The organism is Micropruina sp. (genome assembly GCF_047602085.1).
GTDB lineage: Bacteria > Actinomycetota > Actinomycetes > Propionibacteriales > Propionibacteriaceae > Micropruina.
Genome location: NZ_JASGID010000002.1, coordinates 821787 through 840331 on the forward strand (window position 1 = coordinate 821787; position 18545 = coordinate 840331).

Below are 18545 nucleotides of genomic sequence, written 5' to 3' on the forward strand. Positions count from 1 at the left end.
TTCCACCCCGCCGCGCGGGTATGTAATCTACACAAGCACCTTGAGTATGTAGGATACACACATCCAGGCGGATCAACACAGTGGAGTGGTGACGAGGCAAATGAACGCACCGGTACGCGACATTCGTAGAGCGGTGAACGGGCAGGTCGAAGACTCGCGTCGTCTGGCCGGGTTGCTGGCGAGCCTCGACAGTGCGCGCCGGGTGCTCAGTCAGCGGGCCACCCTCGGCACCGCCGATATGCGGCTGTTGTGGCTCTTCACCGACGGCGAGTCGTACACGCTGCGTCAGATCGCCGAACTGCTCGGCCTGGAGCAGTCCACCGTCAACCGGCAGGTGAACGCCGCCGTCGGCGCCGGCTTGCTGGTCAAGGCCCGAGGTCGTGGTCGCGGCCCCTACCTGTTCACCAGCTCGCCGCTGGGGGTTCGCGAGTTTGAGCGCACCCTCGACGCGACGCTGAGCACTTATCGCACCGCACTCGCGGCAATGGGCGACGAGCGCGATCGGTTCCTTGCGCTCGTGGCCGACTTCGTCGAGGCATACCACGTTGCCGTCTCGGAGCCCGCGTCACGGCGCGACCGACTCGGCGCCCCGCGCCCCTAACGAAGTGCTGACCTTCGCTGGTCGAGCTTGTCGAGACCTCGATTATGTGACTTGCGCAAGGGCTTTCGACGTGCTCAGCCGGCGGTGGTTGCCTGGCCAAATCTTCGCTGGTCGAGCTTGTCGAGACCTCGATTATGTGGCTTGGACAAGGGCTTTCGACGCCCAACCGGCGGTGGTTGCCTGGCCAAATCTTCGCTGGTCGAGCTTGTCGAGACCTCGAACATGTGACTTGCGCAAGGGCTTTCGACGCTCAACCTGCGATCGGCGGGTTGGTCGCTGCGTCCCCCAGTGGGCCGGACGCTGCGACCGGGTCGCCGATCGGCGTGCGCCAAGGTGCCTGTCAGGACCATTCGAGACGGTCGGCCACGACTCCGGGGCACCTCAGGGTGTGGAAGGTTCCGACCCCTTCGCATGTTCTCTACAATGAAGGTGCATCCACAAGGAGGAAACCAACTCATGCGCAGCTCCAACCCCGTTCTCTCGAGGCCGGACGCTTTTACGCCGCAGCAGCCGGTTCAGGGCGGCTTCCAGCAGCCCTACGGTTACCAGCAAGGCTTCCAGCCCGGCCAGGGCTACCAGCAGCCGGGCCAGTACCCGAACCCGTACGGCCCGCAAGACCCGGTTCAGGCCACTCGCGGCGTGATGACCATCGACGATGTCATCACCAAATCGGCCATCACCATGGGCACCGTCATCGGCGTCGCCGCGCTGACCTTCATGTTCATGCCGGCTCGGTTCTTGATGGCCGGCCTGATCATCAGTGCGCTGGCCGGCTTCGTCACGGTGATGGTGGTGGCGGCCCGCCGGGTGATCAAGCCGGGGGCGGTGCTCGCCTACGCAGCCGTCGAGGGCGTGTTCATCGGCGCGGTCAGCAAGATCTACGAGACCGCGTTCAACGGCATCATTCCCACTGCCGTGCTGGCCACCCTGGTGGCTGCCGCAGCGACGCTCGGCGCCTACAAATTCTTCCGCATCAAGGTCACCAACAAATTCCGCAAGATGGTGATGATCGGCACGATGGCCTACGCCGGCGTGCTGCTGGTCAACTTCGTGCTGTCGATGTTCGGCCTGGGTTTCATGTTCTCGCACGGCAACCTGGCGCTGCTGCTGCTGATCTCGGCGCTCGGCGTCGGCTTGGCGGTGTTCAACCTGATCCTCGACTTCGATTTCATCGAGCAGGGCATCGCCATGCAGGCTCCCGAGTCGGAATCGTGGCGCGCGGCCTTCGGCCTCACGGTCACCATGGTCTGGCTCTACATCGAGATGCTGCGGCTGCTGTCGTACTTCCGCTCCAACTGACCCATTCGGCCGGTCCGACGCCGCGAACCCTCGGGTTCGCGGCGTTGCTGCGTCCTCGTGCCGATCAAGGTGCGGTAGGTGCTCAGCCGGTTGCCCAGCGGCGCCGGTAGCCCAACTCCATCGACACCCGCACCAGATGCCGGTCGAGCAGTGCCCGGGTGCCCGCGGCCCAGTGCATGCGCTGCCAGTGCTGCAGTGGCGCCCACCGGGCGGACGCCGTCGTGCCGCCTACGTCGTTGACCACCGGGTCGGTGGGGGCTGGGCAGGTTGCGGCGTAGATGATCCGCACTGCGTGGAAGTCCTCGATCACGCCCGCCGGCGACCGTCCGATCCAGTGATCGGTCTGAATGTCGAGCAAATGCGCGATCTCGATGTCTTGGCTGGTCTCTTCAACGGCCTCGCGGATCACCGCCTGGCTGGGGTTCTCGCCGGCGTCGATGCCGCCGCCGGGCAGCCCCCACGAACCGGGCACGGCGGTGCGGTGCGAGAACTCGGTCGCCAGCAGCCCCCGGTCGCTGAGCACGATCGCGTAGGCGGCCAGCCGCTGTCGCACCAGGGGGGTGCTGATCTCGTGTTCACTCAGGTCGGGGTCGAGCGCGCGTCTGCGCCGTGGGCCGGGCTCGGTGACCGGACGGCCGTGGGCCGACACCTGCACGGTGAGGGTCAGGTCGTCGCCCTGGCCGGTTGCCGACAGGGGCCGGACGATGCGGTACCCCAGTTGCCACGCCAACCGGTGCGGGTCGGTGCCGTGGTCTAGCGGCCTGCACGAAGACTCGGGCCCCTCCCGCGGCGACGACCCCGACGATCTGCATCTGCCCATGATGGCCGAGCGTCGGAGGCGTTCCAAACCGACGCCCTACCGACGGGGTAGCTGACCGCCGCCGGGAAGGGCCAGCGCACTGCGTGCCCGGGCACCAGCCACTACTCCGCATATGGTCACCGGCCGGGTCCGCGCCGCCGCCGGCCGGGTCGAGTGTGAGTCGTGACCCCACCGATCGTCGGCGCAACGCCAGAACTGGCTCGCCACCGCCTTCGACTCCGGCGACCCCAGTCGGGCGACACCTTCGCCGGCTGAACCCCGTCCCGCGGCCGATGGCTTGATCCCGGAGCGCTACCGCTCCACGGTCTGGCCGTCCAGGTCGGTCACCAGCGACTTGCTGCCGATCGTGAAGTACATGCGCAGCACGCCGCTGCGCTCGTCGATGGTCACCTCCCAGCGCGTGCCGTCCTCGAACTCGTCGCGCTGCCGTGCCGCTTGCAGCACCCGCCAGATCGCCTCCGGGTCGACCCGTGCCGCCGAGAACAGCGGCAGCTCGGGTCGCTGTGACCGCTCGTTGATGGTCACCGGCACCGTGGCGGTGCGCAACCGGCGCACCGTGGTCGAGGTGCTGCCCGCATAGTCGAGCCAGGCGCCCATGGTCGACTGAATGCCGATTGCGATGGCGCTGGCCCGCGAGCCGATCACGTCTGAGAGGCCCTGGCTGATGCCGCCGGAGGTGTTGAAGTCGAGGGTCGGCAGCAGTGCCCCGTCGGGGTAGAAGAACACGGTGCGTGACTCGGGGTTGGTCGACACGCTCATGAACACCTCGCCCGCTGACGAGTCCACGATCTGCAGTTCTTGATTGCTCTGCGACGACGAGATGCTCTCGGCGGCCCGGAATAGGGCGCCGACGTCGTTGATGTTGAAGTCGTCGATCGAGAACACGGTCTGCTTGACGTAGACCACGTCGGTGTCTACCTGCTTGATCGTGTCGTCGCGCCACGCCCAGGTTTCGGGCTGGCCGTCCTTCACCACGGTGATCGCCGCCCACTGCTCGGTGATCTCGACCTGAATCAGGTTCGGCGTGCCCGCCTTGGCGATGAGCTTGCGCAGCATCGAGCGGGCCTGGCCGGGTTCGGTCAGGTCGAGACCGACTTGGGTGACGGAGGCTGAGGGGCTGGGTGCGGCGGCCGGTTCGACGCAACCCCCGAGCAGGCTGAGCGCGGCGATCGCCGCTACCAGGGCAGGGTTACGCACCCCGCGAGACTACAGCGTGCACACTGGGCCGGTGGATCTCACCCGCTCTGCGCCGGTCGTCGCCTCGGGACTGCTGGGTGCGCTGGTTCGGGTGCACGGGGTGACGCTGCGGCTCACCGAGGTCGAGGCCTACGCCGGTGCCGGCGACCCGGCCGCGCACGCGTATCGGGGCTGGCGACCGCACACCCGGCACCTGTTCGAGCCGCCCGGCACGCTGTACTGCTACCGCAGCTACGGCATTCACATCTGCGCCAACGTGGTCTGTGGACCGTCCGGCAGCGGTTCGGCGGTGCTGTTGCGTGCTGGTGAAGTGGTGGACGGCCTGCCGCTGGCCCGGTCGCGCCGCCCCGGGGTGCCGGACGCCCGGCTGGCTCGTGGGCCGGGCTGCCTCGGCCAGGTGCTGGCGCTCACCCTGGACGACTCCGGGCGCCGCTTCGGCGAGGACGGCCTGGAGCTGGTCGCCGCGGCACAGCCGGCCGGCCCGGTGTCGTCCGGGCCTCGGGTGGGGGTGTCGGTGGCTGCCCTGCGCCCGTGGCGGTTCTGGTTGGCGGGGGAGCCGTCGGTGTCGGCCTACCGTCCCAGTCCGCGGATGCGGGTCGAGGGCTCTGATCCCGCGAGCGAGAGTTCAGCCGAACGCGAGGCGGGGCCGGACCAAGTATGAGTTGGTCCGGCCCCTGTTCGTTCGGGAAAGACGAGCCCGAACTCCGGTCGGTTCGCTGATCCGTCCGCTCGTCATGCGGAGCGCTCGTGGATTGCTCCACGGGCAATGGACCTCGATCTCCGTCTGTGTGCTGAACCACTGTGACGGATCTTCGGGTCTTGCGATCGTCCGGCCCGCCGGGTTCGGCGTAGGAGTATTTCTACTCGCCCTTCGGGGCTGGTGCAATACCAATCCGGAAGATTTTTTTTAGAATCTGGCAACGCTCAGGTGGACTTACTTTCCATCTGTCACATGCGTGTGGTTTCGCACCATGTGTCACAGGTGTCACAACTTTCCGGTCGGCCCGCGGCGACAACTCGACCGGACCGCCTCATACGCGGTCCGGTCGACGGGTCCATTTCTAGTCGTTCGGCGACTGAGAACTGTGCATCGACACGCTGCACGCGGCCGACTCGGCGCGGGTATGGTGGGTGTCACCGGTCGCCGTTGACCGGGTTCGGACCGAGTCGGATCGAGGTTTCAATGACAGATCAGATGGCGGGCGACACGCTCGCAGCGTCCACCGGCACCACCGTGGTCGTGCAGCGGTCGGTGTCGCAACCAGTCAAGGAAGTGTGGCGCCTGCTCGCCACCCCCGCCGGCTCCGAGGCCCTGTTGGGTGAGGGGGGCCTGCTGGGCGACAAGGGCGATTCCTGGCGCTCGGTCAATGGCACCTTCGGCGTGGTGCGCAGCTATCACCCGCTGGAGCAGATCCGGTTCAGTTGGCACGCCGACGACGACGCCCCCAAGTCTCTGGTCGATCTGCACCTGGTGAAGCAGGCCGACGACTCCACTGTGGTCGAGATTCGGCACGAGCACATTCCCGGCGGCTGGGACGCCCAAGCCATCGCCCAACACTGGGAAGAGGCGCTCGACCGCATCGCCGACGCGGACTGACTTCGGCTGCGCGGGCGCGGGCGACGGGGCCACGGACCGGTGGCCCGTCGCTGCTGAGGCAACGACTGATCGACACGACTACCGCTGGTTGAGCGAGTCGAAACTCGTTGCCGCAGCGGCCACCCCCAGCCCTGCCGCAGCAGCAGCACAGCGACCGCACAGCGCCGCTGCCTACAACTGATCCATGAGCGATTCGTTGATCACCCGGCGGGTGTCGCGCCGGCTGCTGTTGGGCGGAGCAGCCGGTGTGCTGGGCTTGGGTGGCACTGCGGCCTGGGCAGCCGATCGCTACCTGATCGAGCACGTCGAGGGCACGGTCACCGAGACCGCCAGCTCCGCAGTTCCCACCGGCACCAGCACCGACGACAGCTACACCAGTTCGGCCACGTCGCTGACCATCGAAAAGGTGAGCACCGGGTCGGGCAGCGATGCGATCACCTATTTCGTGGCCGACATCACTACCACCGATGCCACGCTGATTCGCTCCGCCTTCGCCCAGGACGAATTCGGCACCAACATCATCGCCTACCCCTCGGTGATCGCGAAGAGCAAGAACGCGGTGTTGGCGATCAACGGCGACTACTACGGGTTTCGCGACACCGGCATCGTGGTGCGCGACGGCGTCGCCTACCGCGATAAGGGGGCGCGGCAGGGCCTCGCCATGTACCGCAACGGTTCGATGACGCTCTACGACGAGACCGAGACCGACGCTGAGCAACTGATCGCGGACGGGGTCTGGAACACCTTGTCGTTCGGCCCCGGTCTGGTGAACGGCGGCAAGGTGATCGACGGCATCGACTCGATCGAGATCGACACCAACTTCGGCAACCACTCCATTCAGGGCAACCAGCCGCGCACGGCGGTCGGCATGATCGCCGCCAACCACTTCGTCTGGGTCGTCGTCGACGGACGCAGCAATGGCTACAGCCGCGGTATGACGCTGCCCGAACTCGCTCAGGTGTTCGTCGATCGTGGAGCCCAGGTGGCCTACAACCTCGACGGCGGGGGATCGTCGGCGATGGTGTTCAACGGCAACCTGGTCAACAACCCGCTGGGCAAGGGCCAAGAGCGGGGAACGTCCGACATTCTCTACGTGGCGGGCTGAGCGATGATCGTGCTGATTCCGTCCTTCGAACCCGATCGCAAACTGCTCGCCCTGCTGCGCGACCTGGCCCGTGAGGCACCCGAGGTGGCGGTGGTCGTGGTCGACGACGGCAGCGGCCCGGGCTACGCCCCGCTGTTCAGTGACGCCGCGGCTTTGGGCGCCGACGTCATCGGCTTCGCCGCTAACCGGGGCAAGGGTGCGGCGCTGAAGCACGGCTTCGCGCACATCGCCCGGCGTTACCCGGGGCAGAGCGTGATCTGTGCCGATTCCGACGGCCAGCACGCGGTGGTCGACATTCTGCGGGTCGGACGCGCGGTTCGTCCGGGCTCCATGGTGCTGGGCGTTCGTGCCTTCGCCGGACGAGTGCCGCTGCGCAGCAGGGTGGGCAACGTGATCACCCGCTGGGCGTTCCGGGCGGCCAGCGGCGTGGCGGTCAGCGACACCCAGACCGGGCTGCGCGGCTACCCGCCGGAAGCGCTCGACTGGCTGTGCGGCGTGCCCGGCGACCGGTTCGAGTACGAGCTCAACCTGCTGCTGCGGGCCCGCGAGGCCGGCTGGACGATCGACGAGGTGCCGATCGCCACCATCTACCTGGCCGGTAACTCGTCGTCACACTTCCGCCCGCTGGCCGATTCGGTGCGCATCTACCTGCCGCTGCTGGCGTTCTCGGCGTCGTCGCTGATCGCCTTCGGCGTCGACTTCGTCGCCCTGCTGGTGCTGAATGCGCTGACCGGCAACCTGCTGGCGGCGGTGATCGGCGCTCGTGGGTTGAGCTCGGCGGTCAACTTCGTCACCAACCGGCGCATGGTGTTCGCATCGCGACGTCCGCTGCGGTCCACGATGCTGCGCTACTACGCGCTGGTCGCGTTGTTGCTGCTGGCCAATTATGGGTTGCTGGCCTGGCTTACCGGATTCGGCCTGGCGCTGGCTCTGGCCAAGGTGCTGGTCGAGCCGACTCTGTTTCTGGCTAGCTTCCAGGTGCAGCGCAGCCTGGTGTTCGGCCAGCCGACGGCCACGGCTGAGCCGACCGGCCCAGCCGAACGCCGAGAGCCCGTCGGTATCGGCTGATCGCACTCGTGCGCGCTGCGGTCAACTCGCGCGCAACCTCCACTCGATGGCCGGGCAGGTGTCCATCACCATCGGCAACCCGGCCGCGGTGGCCCGCTCGAACGCGTCGTGGTCGATCACGCCGAGCTGTAGCCACACCCCGCCGGCGCCGGTCGCGATGGCTTCGTCGACGTATTGACCGGCCGCATCGGAGCGGCGGAACACGTCGACCACGTCGATCGCGAAGGGAACCTCGGCCAGGCTTCGGTAACCCTGCTCACCGAACAGCAGCGGAGCGCGAGGATGAATCGGGATCACCCGTTTGCCACGGCTGTACAGCAGGTCGGCGATCGCGTACGCGGTGCGGCCGGGGTCGCCGGAGAGGCCGACGACGGCCCACACGCGGGCCTCGTCGAGAAAGCGGTCGATGGTCTGCTGGTTGTGCCACGCGGGGCGGGCCTGGGGTGCGGCTGCTGGCGTCATGTCGGCCACCCTAGTTGCCGAAGGCCCGCAGGTCCGAGGTGAGCGTCCGGTGCAGATCCGGCCGACCGATGCGGCCCGATCAGCGCAGGGTGATCACGAAGCTGCCGCTCGCCATGTCGATGAAGCCGAACACCGGCAGTGCCACCAGCAGTACCCCGATCGTGATCACGACGGGACGCGCCCAGCCGCGCGCGCGAACACCGGTCTCAATCAGCGCGCCCCTGCCACCACCGAGAAGACCATGAGTGCCGGTGGGCCGAAGGCCACGGTAGCCACGACGACCACCGGAGTTAACGCCGCCCAGCCATAGCGGAGGGCGATGCGCGATGGATTCTCGGCCACTGTAGGAGTGCCCATGCGAATCATTCTACGGCTGCCCGATGGAGCGGTTGGAGCCGGCGTAGCGGACGAAGTGGCGGTTCAGGCGCACCGTGTGGTCGTCGGTCAGTTCTTGAACGTGATCCACCGCGCTCGGCTGATCGCCAGCAATTCGCCCTCGGCGATGGACGGCACACTCACGATGCCCCGAGGGTATGGAGCAGGGCTCGGGCGTAGGCACGTTCGGCGTCGATGTCGAGATGTCGCGAGCCGCCACTCAGCGTCACCGCGAAGCCGCCCGGAACTACGGCCAGGGTGTCGAACGCGTCACCCAGTTCGTCGCGCAACTGGTCTTCGCGAGGCAGCCACAGCACCCGCCGGGCGTCCACCGAATCGAGCGCCCATTCGGTGGTGCCGTTGAACTTGAACACGGCGTTGCCGCCGGGCACGTCCTGCACCTCGATGGTCATCTCGGCCACCACGAACACCTCGCCGGCGAAGTCGCCGCTGGGAATGATGAACCGGTCGCCGCTCGTCGGGCGCCACCCCAACCCGGCGTCGCGCAACCGGGTGGCCAGGTCGGCGTCGATCATGGCGGTCAGGATAGTCCGCGCTGCCGTCCCGCCCGGAGGGGCGTTTCGATCCACCCGATCGGTTACTGCTGGGCGCGCCCGCCGAGAAACGGGCGTATTGATCCGCGGCAGCGTCGCAGTTGTGTCCCGACGCGCACAGATGAGCGTTATGACCTGCCGCCATGGCGGGCATAACGCTCATCTGTGCGCGTCGGGACACCTGGGGCGCGCCAGCCGGCCCCATAACGCTCGAATCGCCGCGCGCCCTGCCGAGGCACGATCGACGCCTTGGGCTGCCATGGCCAGGGTCGCCACCGCCGTGTCCCTGCGTCGCGGGTCGCCACATTCATCGAGGGTGGCATCCGCGCACGCAGCCCGTGCGCCCGGCTGGGGTCGCACGGTGGCCGCAGATCGATGTCGAAACCCCTTGCCAGTAGCTGGCCGCGGCTTCGCGCGCGGATCGGGATGGGAGGAGATTCGGCGAATCTTCGACTCAGCATCACAGGGCTGTTCCGGCCCGCCGTGGGACGGGAAGATTCTGGTTGCGGGAATCTTCGAGTGAGAGCTGCACATCCGAGGGTCTCGACAAGCGCGACCAGCGAAATCGGTGTTTCTTCGGCTCAGTCGGTCGGCGGGTTGCAGGTGACCCCGGTGGCATGCACCGGGCAGTAGCCGAACGGGTTGGCCTCCAGGTACTGCTGGTGATAGCCCTCGGCGTAATAGAACGCGCCGGCCGGAGCGATCTCGGTGGTGATCTCGCCGAAGCCCGCGCTGGCGAAGGCGGGCGCGTAGGCGTCGCGGACGGCCCGGGCGCGCGTGGCCTGGTCGTCGTCGAGGGTGTAGATGGCCGAGCGGTACTGGGTGCCCCGGTCGTTGCCCTGCCGGAAGCCTTGGGTGGGGTCGTGGTTCTCGAAGAAGACTCCCAGCACGTCTTCGTAGCTCAGCCGCTGAGGGTCATAGACCACCTTGACCACCTCGGCGTGCCCGGTGCGTCCGGAGCAGGCCTCTTCGTAGCTGGGGTTCGGCGTGTAGCCGCCCGCGTAGCCAACCGCCGTGTTGAGCACCCCCGGGGTGTTCCAGAACAGCTTCTCAGCCCCCCAGAAGCAGCCCAGCCCCAGAATCGCCACCTCGGCGCCCGCGGGCACCCGGTCGATGCGATGGCCGAAGACCCGGTGAAAGAACGGCTGGGCGAGCACCGGGGTGCCGCGCCCGGGCAGGGCCACCCGTGGGTCGACCAGGGTCGGCTTGGTGAACAGCATGTGTGCCTCCTGCCACAGCAACCCCGGCATGGGGTGCGACATTCCTCAGCTCGACCAGCCTGCCAGCGTCGCGCCGAGCTTGTCGAACACGATGCGCGGCGACGAGCCGCTGTACGTGCCGAGCATTGAGAAGGTGTAGCGGCGTCCGGACCTGTCGGTGACATAGCCGCTGAGCGCCGTGATACCGCTCAGCGTGCCGGTCTTGGCCCGCAGGTTGTTCTGTGCCGCGGTGCCGACCATACGGTCGGCGAGTGTGCCGCCGATTGCCGGGTCGGCGTTGCCGGCCACCGGAAGCGAGGCGTAGAAGACGTCGAACCAGCTCCGGGTCTGGGCATACTGCAGCAGCCGCACCAGCACCCGGGCGGTGAGTTTGTTGCGGTGCGCGAGCCCGGAGCCGTCCACCAACACCACATTCGACGGCACGGTCTGGGTGCCGGCAAGCCAGGTGCGCATGGTGGCGGCACCGGCCTTCCAGGTGCCGGCCTTGCCGTTGACCCGGCCCAGGGTCTTGGCCAGATGCTCGGTCATGCCGTTGTTCGACGGCTTCATCAGCAGCGTGACGATGGTGCTCAGCGGCACCGAGCTGTCGGAGGCAACCTGCACTCGGGTTGCCGGTGTGCTACCGGTGGTGGGGGAAGCGAGCACCGTGACGCCGGACGCGCGCAGCACACGAGTGAACACGTGTGCCGCGTAACGGGTCGGGTTGCTGATCGTGACCGTGCGTTTCACCAGGCTGCGTTTGAGCGCCACCCGTCCCGAAACGGTGATGGTGTTGGTGCCCGACGTGCGCCGCACGCTGATCGAGGCTCCCGAGCCGGCCGCTGTGGTGGTGGTCTTGTTGACCAGCTTCACATACCCCGCCGCCCGAGCGGGCACGAGCCCGAGCTTGGCCTTCTTGCCCTTGCCGGAGCCAGGTTGGTAGGTGACCTGGACAGTGCCCACTGAGTAGCTCGACGATGGCGACAGGGTCAGCCCGGTGACCTGGGCGGCGTAGGCGTTGTTGTAGTCGGCGGGGTCCCAGTAGTTGTTGTACTTGTCGGAATCGAAGAAGCTGCCGTCGCCGACGACACCGCCGCTCACCTGGGTGATACCCGCCGCCTTGACCTGGGCGGCCAGTGCCTTAAGGTCGCGCTCGCGCAGGGTCGGGTCGCCGTTGCCCTTCAGGTACAGCTTGCTGACCACGCCGTCGACCGGGGCGGCGGGAGAGTAGACCTCGGTGCTGAAGGTGTGGTCGGGGCCCAGCAGATCGAGCGCGGCGGCGGCGGTGACCAGCTTCATGTTCGAAGCCGGTGAGATGGCGGTGGTGGCCGATCGCCGGTACAACGGGGTGCCCGACGACGATTCGGTCACCACCACGCCGACGGTGGCCTTCTTCACCCTCGAGTCGCTGAGCACCGAGGCCACCTTGGTCGCCAAGGCGGCATCAGAGGCCGCCGGGCGGACCAGCGGATCGGCCGCCGCGGGGGCGGCAGCCGGGGTGAGCAGCAGGGCCAGCACGGGCAGGAGCACGAGCGGGGTAAACAGCAGGCGTGGGTGGCGGGTCATGGCTGGAGCACTTCCGGTCGGGGACTCCGGTCAGGGTGCCACACCGGCCCCCACCGATCCAGAGGGGGCGAAACGTCGACAGCCCGGGCTCCAACGTTCAGCCGGCCGGCAGCCGCCAATCGATCGGACGGGCGCCTTGGGCTTCGAGCGCCGCGTTCGTGCGACTGAACGGACGCGAGCCGAAGAAGCCCGAGCGGGCCGACAGGGGCGAGGGGTGCGCCGAGGCAATCACCGGAACCTCGCCCAGCATCGGCTGCAGGTTCTGCGCGTCGCGTCCCCACAGGATCGCGACCAGCGGGCCGCCGCGCGCGACCAGGGCCTCGATCGCCCGCTGGGTGACCTGCTCCCAGCCCTTGCCGCGGTGCGAACCCGGGGCTCCCGGACGGACGGTCAGCACCCTGTTGAGCAGCAGCACCCCTTGGCAGAACCAACCGCTCAGGTCGCCGTGTGCGGCCGGCGCAATGCCCAGGTCGGTGTGCAATTCGGCGTAGATATTGGCCAGCGACCGGGGCACCGGACGGACGTCCGGCGCCACCGAGAACGACAATCCGACGGCATGCCCGGGGGTCGGGTAGGGGTCCTGTCCCACCACCAGCACTCGCACGTCGGACAGTGGACGGCTGAAGGCCCGCAGCACATTCGGGCCGGCCGGAAAGTAGCCGCGGCCGGCGGCCAGTTCGGCGCGCAGAAAGTCGCCCATGGCGGCGATCTGGTCGGCGACCGGCGCCAGGGCGTCGGCCCAGTCGGGGGCGACGAGTTCGGGCAACGGGCGGCGGGTCATCGCGCCCGTACCGGTTCGGGCCGATCGAGCCGGGCTGGGATCGACCACGACAGCAGTGCCCCGGCCAGCAGAATCGCCGCCCCGGCACCGAAGGCCGCGGGCATGCCCAGGTGGTCGGCCAGCAGGCCGGCGACCAGGGGGCCGAGAATCGCGCCCGAATCGCCGATCATCGAGAAGATCGCCACCGGCTGGCTGCCAGCATCCTTGGCCGCGTCGCCCAGGGCGGCCGTCGGTGCGGTGCCCAGGGCCGCCGAGGCCACCCCGTAGACGCACAGCAGCACCACCAGCACAGGCAGGTTGGGAGCGAACGGGGTGGCCAGCGTCGACGCGGCAGCCAGCAGGCCACCGGCCACCATCACCGGACGCCGTCCGATCAGGTCGGTGGCACGTCCGGCCGGTTGCAAGGCGAGGGTCTGGGCGACGGCGGCGATCGCGAACGCGATGCCGGTCCACGAGGGGTGTGCGCCCAGGTAGCTGACGACCAGAATCGGCACCAGTGCCGACCGCACCCCGAACGACTGCCACCCGGTGCCGAAGCTGAGTAGGCAGGCGGCCCGGAACCGGGTGTCGCGGGCCACCTCGGCCAGCGACCGGGTGGGTGCCGCGGCGGTCGCCTCGGCCATGCCCGGCGGGTCGTGCAGTTGGGTGAACGCGATGGTGCCCGCGATCACCAGGGTGCCGGCGTAGAAGTAGAACGGGGCGGTGAGCGACACTCCGGCCAGCAGCCCGCCGATCGCCGGCCCGGTCATGCCGCCCAGCAGGAAGCCGCCCTGGTAGAGCCCGCTGGCCCGGCCGCGCAGCTCGGGGCCGACGCTCGCCAGCAGCAGGGCGGTGGCCGAGATGGTGAACATCGCCGAGCCGAGACCGCCCACTGCCCGCCAGGCCAACAGTTCCCCGTAGCTGCCCGCCAACCCGCACAGCGCCGACGACCCGCCGACCACCCACATGCCGATGCCGATCGTGCGGCGGTGGCCGACGCGGTCGCTGATTCGCCGCACGAAAGGGCTCATCGCCAGCCGCATGCCGGCGAAGGCCGACACCACCAGGCCGATCAGAAAATTGGTGACGCCGAACGAGGCGGCGAACAGCGGCAGCACCGGAATCATCACCCCGAAGCCGACCGCCACGAAGAACGCCGACACCGCCAGCATCACCACGGTGCGGGGCAGCGATGAGCGCAGCGACAACCTCACCCGCTCAACCTAACAACGGCGCCGCATCGGGGCGATTCCCGATGCCCACGGACACGCTGATCGAGCGGGTCGAGGCCGCCCCGGTGCCGCACTGGCCAGGGGTTTCGGGGCGCAACCAACGATGCCGGCGTTTGCCCAGCAGTGTGGGTGAACTCAGCCGACCGTGACCACCACGCTGTGCAGGCCCGACGCCCCGTCGGGGAATGGCGCCGCCCGAACCTCGACCTGGTCGGCGCCGGAGTCGTCGATCACCCGGCATTCCAGGGTGTGCTGGCCGGCGGTGGCCGGCCAGGCATAGGTCCACTGTCGCCAGAAGTCGATGCCACCGTCCGGGCCGATCTGGGTCGCCCGCCAGTCGCCACCGTCGATGCGTACCTGCACCCGCGCCACGCCGATCTGCTGCGCCCACGCCTCGCCGCCGATCATCACCGTGCCCGGCTGCAGGCTGGCCGACCCGCTCGGGGTGTCGATGCGGCTCGACGGCTTGACCGGGCACTCGGGCGCCCAGCCGCGCAGCGTCCAGTAGGCCGCATCATTGGCGTAGCTGGTCACGGTGAGCTGGGTGAGCCACTTGGTCGCACCGACGTAGCCGTACAACCCGGGGGTGAGCAGCCGGGCCGGAAAGCCGTGCTCGGCCGGCAATGGCCGGTCGTTCATGCCGATCGCGATCAGCGCGTCGCGGTCGTCGGTGAGTGCCTGCACGGGGGTGCTCGCGGTGAACCCGTCGCTGGAGCGGCTCAGCACCATGTCGGCGCCGGCCTGCACGCCGGCCCGGTCCAGCAGGTCGCGGGTGCGCACCCCCAACCAGCGCGCGCCGCCGATGTAGGGGCCGCCCACCTCGTTGCTGACGCAGTTGAGCGTGACGTCGCGTTCGATCAGGGGTAGCGCCAGCAGGTCGTCCCAGCCCAGGCTGTAGGGCCGATCGACCAGGCCGTCGATGCTGAGCCGCCACCCGGCCACGTCGACGGTGGGCACGATCAGGCTGATGTCGACCCGGTAGAACTCTTGGTTGGGGGTGACCCAGGGTGCCATCCCCGGTGCGTCCGCCCCGGACGGCAGCGACGCCAGGGACTCGCTCGGGGCCGGGAGTGTCACTGGCGTGGGCCGCTGCCGGGTGCTGCTCAGGTATTGCCCGGCGATCAGGGCGGCGGCGCCGGACGCCCCGGCGACCGCGCTGCCGGCGATGAAGGCCCGCCGGGGCAGTGCGCGGGGTGCTCCGTCGTCGTCGCTGGGGGCGGCCCCGGTGCCCAGCAGCCAGCGCAGGGTCAGGCCGCCCACACCGCCGCTTGCTACTGCGGGCACGATCGCGAACGGGCCGGCCTGCGGCGCCGCTGCCGCGGCCATGGCCGCGATCACGGTGAGCAGCGCCGGGCCGATCCACAGCCAGGCCCGCCGCCGCAGCGCAAGCAACCCGATCAGGGCTCCCAGGCACAGCGTGCCGATCGCAACGCCGCCGACCAGCACCGGCTTGTCCCAGGTGCCGAGGGTGGCGACGGCCCAGTCCTTCACCGGGGTGGGGGTCAGATCGATGATCCGGGCGCCGACGGCGAGCGCCGGGGCGGCCTGAGGTGCGACCAGCGCCGCGACCAACTGCCCGAAGCCGAGCCCGGCGAACACGGCGAGCGCTCCGGCCAGGGCGGCGCGTCGTTTCGCATGATCAGCGGTGTCGATCGGCATCGCACCTCCTTGCACCTGCGATTCGGCGCCGCAGCGGTGCCGGACGGGTGCGACTTCGAGCGTAGCCCGCGCCCACACCCGTCCGGGTTCACAGCTGCCGGGGCCAGAACCCGACGATGGCGAACCGGATGCGTCGCCCCACCGGTCAGTAGGCTGGGTGGCAACCCCGCGAGAGGATCACCGCATGGCTTTCCGCCCGTTCCGCCGTACCCGGCGCCGTCCGGAGGCCGGCGCCGTCGCGCCGGCGTCGTCCATCGGGACGTCAGACCCGACACCCGAACCCGAGCCGGAGAACCCGATTCCGCAAGGTGTGCGGACGGCGGCCGGCTGGTCGTGGCGGGTGCTGTTGTTCGCGGCGGTGGTGTGGGGCGTCGGCTGGCTGCTGTCCGAGTTCTCCGAGGTCAGTGTGCCGCTGGGCATCGCCTTTCTGCTCACCGCCCTGCTCAGCCCGCTGGCGCAGCGGTTGAAGCAGCACAACTGGCACCCGCTGCTCGCAGCGGTGGCCTGCCTGCTGGTGATGGGGCTGGTCATCGTGGGCATTGGCTGGGGCATCGGCGTCAATGCGGCTCGGCAGGCGCCCGAACTGGTCGCGCAGTCGGTGGCCGGATTTCACCAGTTGATGCAGTGGCTGGGCGACGGTTCGCTGGGCATTGACCAGACCCAGATCGACCAGTGGATGCAGTCACTCACCACGTGGATCAGCGATTCGCGGGCGGTGCTGGCCGGCTACGCCGCCAAGGTTGGCACCTCGGTGGGGCACTTCTTCGCCGGCGTCGCGATCGCCATGATCGCCACCTTCTTCTTTCTGGCCGAGGGGGAGCACCTGTGGAAGACGGCCATGCGACTGCTCCCCGAGCGCTACCAGCAGCCCACCGACAAGGCGGCCGAACGTGGTTGGGCGTCCCTGGTCAGCTACATGCGGGCACAGGTGATCGTGTCTGCGGTGGACGCCGCCGGCGTGGCGATCATCGCCGCGTTCATCGGCGTGCCGATGGCACTGGCCCTGTTCGCACTCACCTTCATCGTCTGTTTCATTCCCGTGGTGGGCGCGGTGATCGCTGGCACGGTGGCCACCTCGCTCGCGCTGATCACCCACGGCTGGGTGGCGGCCCTGATCATGCTGGGCGGCACCATCGCGGTGATGTGGCTGGAGTCGCACTTGCTGCAACCGTTGCTGCTGGGCCGGGCGGCGTCTCTGCACCCGCTGGCGGTGCTGATCGGCATCGCGGTGGGCGCCCAGGTGGGCGGCATCGTCGGGGCTCTGCTGGTGATCCCCGTGATGGCGTTCGCGGTGGCGTTCCTCCGCTCGCTCAGAGGCCTAACGGCCGAAGGGGTAGACGCTTGAGGAAGCGCTGATCCGCGCAACCCGTCGCTGGTTGAGCTTGTCGAAAACCCCTAGTCAGGGCACTCCGTCCGAGATCTCGACAAGCTCGACGGGCGAAAACCGGCGCCTTCTCAAAGGAGTGCGCAACGCAACCACCGTTGGTTGAGCGGGTCGCAACCCTTCTTGCCGGAGCCGCATACCCGAGGTCTCGACAGGCTCGACCGGCGACAAGCAGCGGTTCGGTAAGGGAAACACCTAACGCCGAAGGCTTTCTATTCTAGAAAGTCTGGTTTACATTTGTTGCATGGCAACTGAACCGGATCTGACGCCGATCCTTGAAGACCTCGCCGCGGGGCGCATTGACGCCGCCGAGGCCGCCCGGCGCATCGACGCGTTGAAGGCGGCAGCCGCAGCCACCGCCGAGCCCAGTGACGACGATCTCGCAGGCGATATGGACGGCCCAGACCGGCACGCGGCGGGGGTGTTCAGCCAGCCGCCGTTCGTCGAGGACGTGCCGCCCAGCCCGCGCCGGGCCACTGGTGCGAAGGGGGTCGACCTGGTCAGCGTGCGGGCGGTGGCGCGGCGGGTGCGCATCGTCGGCGACGGCACCGTCGCCACCGCCGCGGTGGACGGCCCACACGTGCTGCGCCGCAGCGGCTCGGTGCTCGAGGTGACCAGCGACGGCGATATCGGGCCCAGCTTCGACGGGTTCATTCTGCTGCCGCCGCGCAGCTTCGACGACCTGCGCTCGCTCGGCCTGGGCAAAGAGCTGCTGGTGCGGGTCAACCCCAGCATCGCGGTCGATGCCGAGGTGACTGCGGGAGCGCTGACCACGCAGGGGGTGCCGTTCCTGGGCAAGATCCGGGTCACCGCCGGCGGGGCAACCCTCGACCGGGTGGCCGAGGCCAGTGACGTGCTGGTGCAGGCCGGGTCGGCCACTATTCGGGGTGACTTCGCCACCGGGCGTTCCCGCATTCGCTGCGAGTCGGGTTCGATCGACATCGAGTTGGGTGACCGGTCGAGCGTGACGGTGCGGACCGACGTCCAGCTCGGCAAGGTGAGTTGGGCCGGGGCCGCCAACGACCACGTCGACGAGGTGGTGCTGGGCAGCGGTGCCGCCCGGCTCGACGTCGGCGTGGTGATGGGGTGGGCCACCATCAAGGCCGATCTGCGATGAGCAGCGGGGCCCGCGGCGGCGGTCATCGTGCGCCGGTGGACTGCCCGGTGTGCGGCGACGAGCTGGTCACCAGCCGGCTCGGCTGCCCGGGCTGTGGCACCGAGCTGTCGGGCCGCTTCGCCCGCTGCGACTTCTGCGCGCTCGACGCCAAAGAGCTAGAGCTGCTGCAGGTGTTCCTCAGCTCGCGGGGCAATCTGCGTGAGGTCGAGAAGCACCTCGGAGTGTCGTACCCCACGGCTCGGGCCCGGTTCACCGACCTGCTGGTGAAGCTGGGGCTGGCCGGCGCCGAAGCGCCCGCCCCCGACGCCGCCACGCCCGGTGCCATCGCCCTCGATGCGCGAGCGCAGGTGCTGGCCCAGGTGTCGGCCGGCACACTTAGCCCCGAGCGGGCCGCAGCACTGTTGGCCGAGCTGCCCTGACCCTCGCTGGTCGAGCTTGTCGAGACCCCTGACCCTCGCTGGTCGAGCTTGTCGAGACCCCTGACCCTCGCTGGTCGAGCTTGTCGAGACCCCTGACCCTTGCTGGTCGAGCTTGTCGAGACCTCGAATGT

General features: G+C 68.9%; 19 protein-coding genes. 9 read left to right on the top strand and 10 right to left on the bottom strand.

All coding sequences use genetic code 11. From position 1 onward, the window contains the following. The first annotated feature begins 88 nt into the window (after positions 1-88). Together QM721_RS04610 and QM721_RS04615 are read left to right on the top strand one after the other, a co-directional pair. Positions 89-601 (top strand): hypothetical protein, encoded by a 513-nt coding sequence (locus QM721_RS04610; protein ID WP_415119443.1) that lies wholly within the window; start codon positions 89-91, stop codon positions 599-601. A 456-nt stretch (positions 602-1057) separates the two neighbouring features. Then, positions 1058-1900, top strand: a complete 843-nt coding sequence (locus QM721_RS04615) for a Bax inhibitor-1/YccA family membrane protein (RefSeq protein ID WP_415119445.1) — start codon at positions 1058-1060, stop codon at positions 1898-1900. A gap of 82 nt (positions 1901-1982) precedes the next feature. Here the strand turns inward: QM721_RS04615 and QM721_RS04620 are convergent, their stop codons facing one another. Beyond that, positions 1983-2630, bottom strand: a complete 648-nt coding sequence (locus QM721_RS04620; RefSeq protein ID WP_415119447.1) for an NUDIX hydrolase — start codon at positions 2628-2630, stop codon at positions 1983-1985. Positions 2631-3011: 381 nt separating this feature from the next. Beyond that, on the bottom strand, positions 3012-3917 hold the full coding sequence (locus QM721_RS04625; protein ID WP_415119449.1) for a hypothetical protein: 906 nt from the start codon (positions 3915-3917) through the stop codon (positions 3012-3014). A gap of 31 nt (positions 3918-3948) precedes the next feature. Here QM721_RS04625 and QM721_RS04630 point away from each other — a divergent pair, with 31 nt between their 5' ends. The 4 genes from QM721_RS04630 (at position 3949) to QM721_RS04645 (ending at position 7687) form a co-directional block, all read left to right on the top strand. Beyond that, a complete protein-coding gene (locus tag QM721_RS04630; protein ID WP_415119451.1) occupies positions 3949-4578 on the top strand; it encodes a DNA-3-methyladenine glycosylase in 630 nt (209 codons plus the stop codon). A 522-nt stretch (positions 4579-5100) separates the two neighbouring features. After that, a complete protein-coding gene (locus QM721_RS04635; RefSeq protein ID WP_415119453.1) occupies positions 5101-5514 on the top strand; it encodes an SRPBCC family protein in 414 nt (137 codons plus the stop codon). Positions 5515-5698: 184 nt separating this feature from the next. Next, on the top strand, positions 5699-6619 hold the full coding sequence (locus QM721_RS04640; protein WP_415119455.1) for a phosphodiester glycosidase family protein: 921 nt from the start codon (positions 5699-5701) through the stop codon (positions 6617-6619). 3 nt (positions 6620-6622) lie between these two features. Further along, complete coding sequence (locus QM721_RS04645) at positions 6623-7687, top strand: GtrA family protein (RefSeq protein ID WP_415119457.1); 1065 nt, start codon at positions 6623-6625, stop codon at positions 7685-7687. A 21-nt stretch (positions 7688-7708) separates the two neighbouring features. Here the strand turns inward: QM721_RS04645 and QM721_RS04650 are convergent, their stop codons facing one another. The 8 genes from QM721_RS04650 to QM721_RS04685 form a co-directional block, all read right to left on the bottom strand. Continuing rightward, positions 7709-8149, bottom strand: coding sequence for a CoA-binding protein (locus QM721_RS04650; RefSeq protein ID WP_415119459.1), 441 nt, complete (start codon positions 8147-8149; stop codon positions 7709-7711). A 210-nt stretch (positions 8150-8359) separates the two neighbouring features. Beyond that, positions 8360-8506, bottom strand: coding sequence for a hypothetical protein (locus tag QM721_RS04655; RefSeq protein WP_415119461.1), 147 nt, complete (start codon positions 8504-8506; stop codon positions 8360-8362). 158 nt (positions 8507-8664) lie between these two features. Next, positions 8665-9060: a pilus assembly protein CpaE gene (locus QM721_RS04660; protein ID WP_415119463.1), complete on the bottom strand. Its 396-nt coding sequence runs from the start codon at positions 9058-9060 to the stop codon at positions 8665-8667. 599 nt (positions 9061-9659) lie between these two features. Further along, a complete protein-coding gene (gene msrA / locus QM721_RS04665) occupies positions 9660-10298 on the bottom strand; it encodes a peptide-methionine (S)-S-oxide reductase MsrA (protein ID WP_415120114.1) in 639 nt (212 codons plus the stop codon). Between the two features lie 45 nt (positions 10299-10343). Next, positions 10344-11843: a D-alanyl-D-alanine carboxypeptidase/D-alanyl-D-alanine-endopeptidase gene (dacB, locus tag QM721_RS04670; RefSeq protein WP_415119465.1), complete on the bottom strand. Its 1500-nt coding sequence runs from the start codon at positions 11841-11843 to the stop codon at positions 10344-10346. 97 nt (positions 11844-11940) lie between these two features. Further along, positions 11941-12624, bottom strand: a complete 684-nt coding sequence (locus QM721_RS04675) for a uracil-DNA glycosylase (protein WP_415119467.1) — start codon at positions 12622-12624, stop codon at positions 11941-11943. Beyond that, a complete protein-coding gene (locus QM721_RS04680; RefSeq protein WP_415119469.1) occupies positions 12621-13817 on the bottom strand; it encodes an MFS transporter in 1197 nt (398 codons plus the stop codon). The genes QM721_RS04675 and QM721_RS04680 overlap by 4 nt, the downstream gene beginning before the upstream one ends. Before the next feature lie 153 nt (positions 13818-13970). Beyond that, the gene (locus QM721_RS04685) at positions 13971-15494 is read right to left on the bottom strand and encodes a molybdopterin-dependent oxidoreductase (protein WP_415119471.1); all 1524 of its coding nucleotides are present in this window, start codon (positions 15492-15494) and stop codon (positions 13971-13973) included. Between the two features lie 184 nt (positions 15495-15678). On the opposite strand from QM721_RS04685, the gene QM721_RS04690 reads away from it, so the two are divergent. The 3 genes from QM721_RS04690 (at position 15679) to QM721_RS04700 (ending at position 18414) form a co-directional block, all read left to right on the top strand. Then, entirely contained in the window at positions 15679-16839 is a 1161-nt protein-coding gene (locus QM721_RS04690) for an AI-2E family transporter (RefSeq protein WP_415119473.1), read from the top strand. Between the two features lie 283 nt (positions 16840-17122). Further along, positions 17123-17995, top strand: coding sequence for a hypothetical protein (locus QM721_RS04695; RefSeq protein WP_415119475.1), 873 nt, complete (start codon positions 17123-17125; stop codon positions 17993-17995). Positions 17996-18030: 35 nt separating this feature from the next. After that, positions 18031-18414 (top strand): DUF2089 domain-containing protein, encoded by a 384-nt coding sequence (locus tag QM721_RS04700; protein WP_415119477.1) that lies wholly within the window; start codon positions 18031-18033, stop codon positions 18412-18414. The last annotated feature ends 131 nt before the right edge of the window (positions 18415-18545 follow it).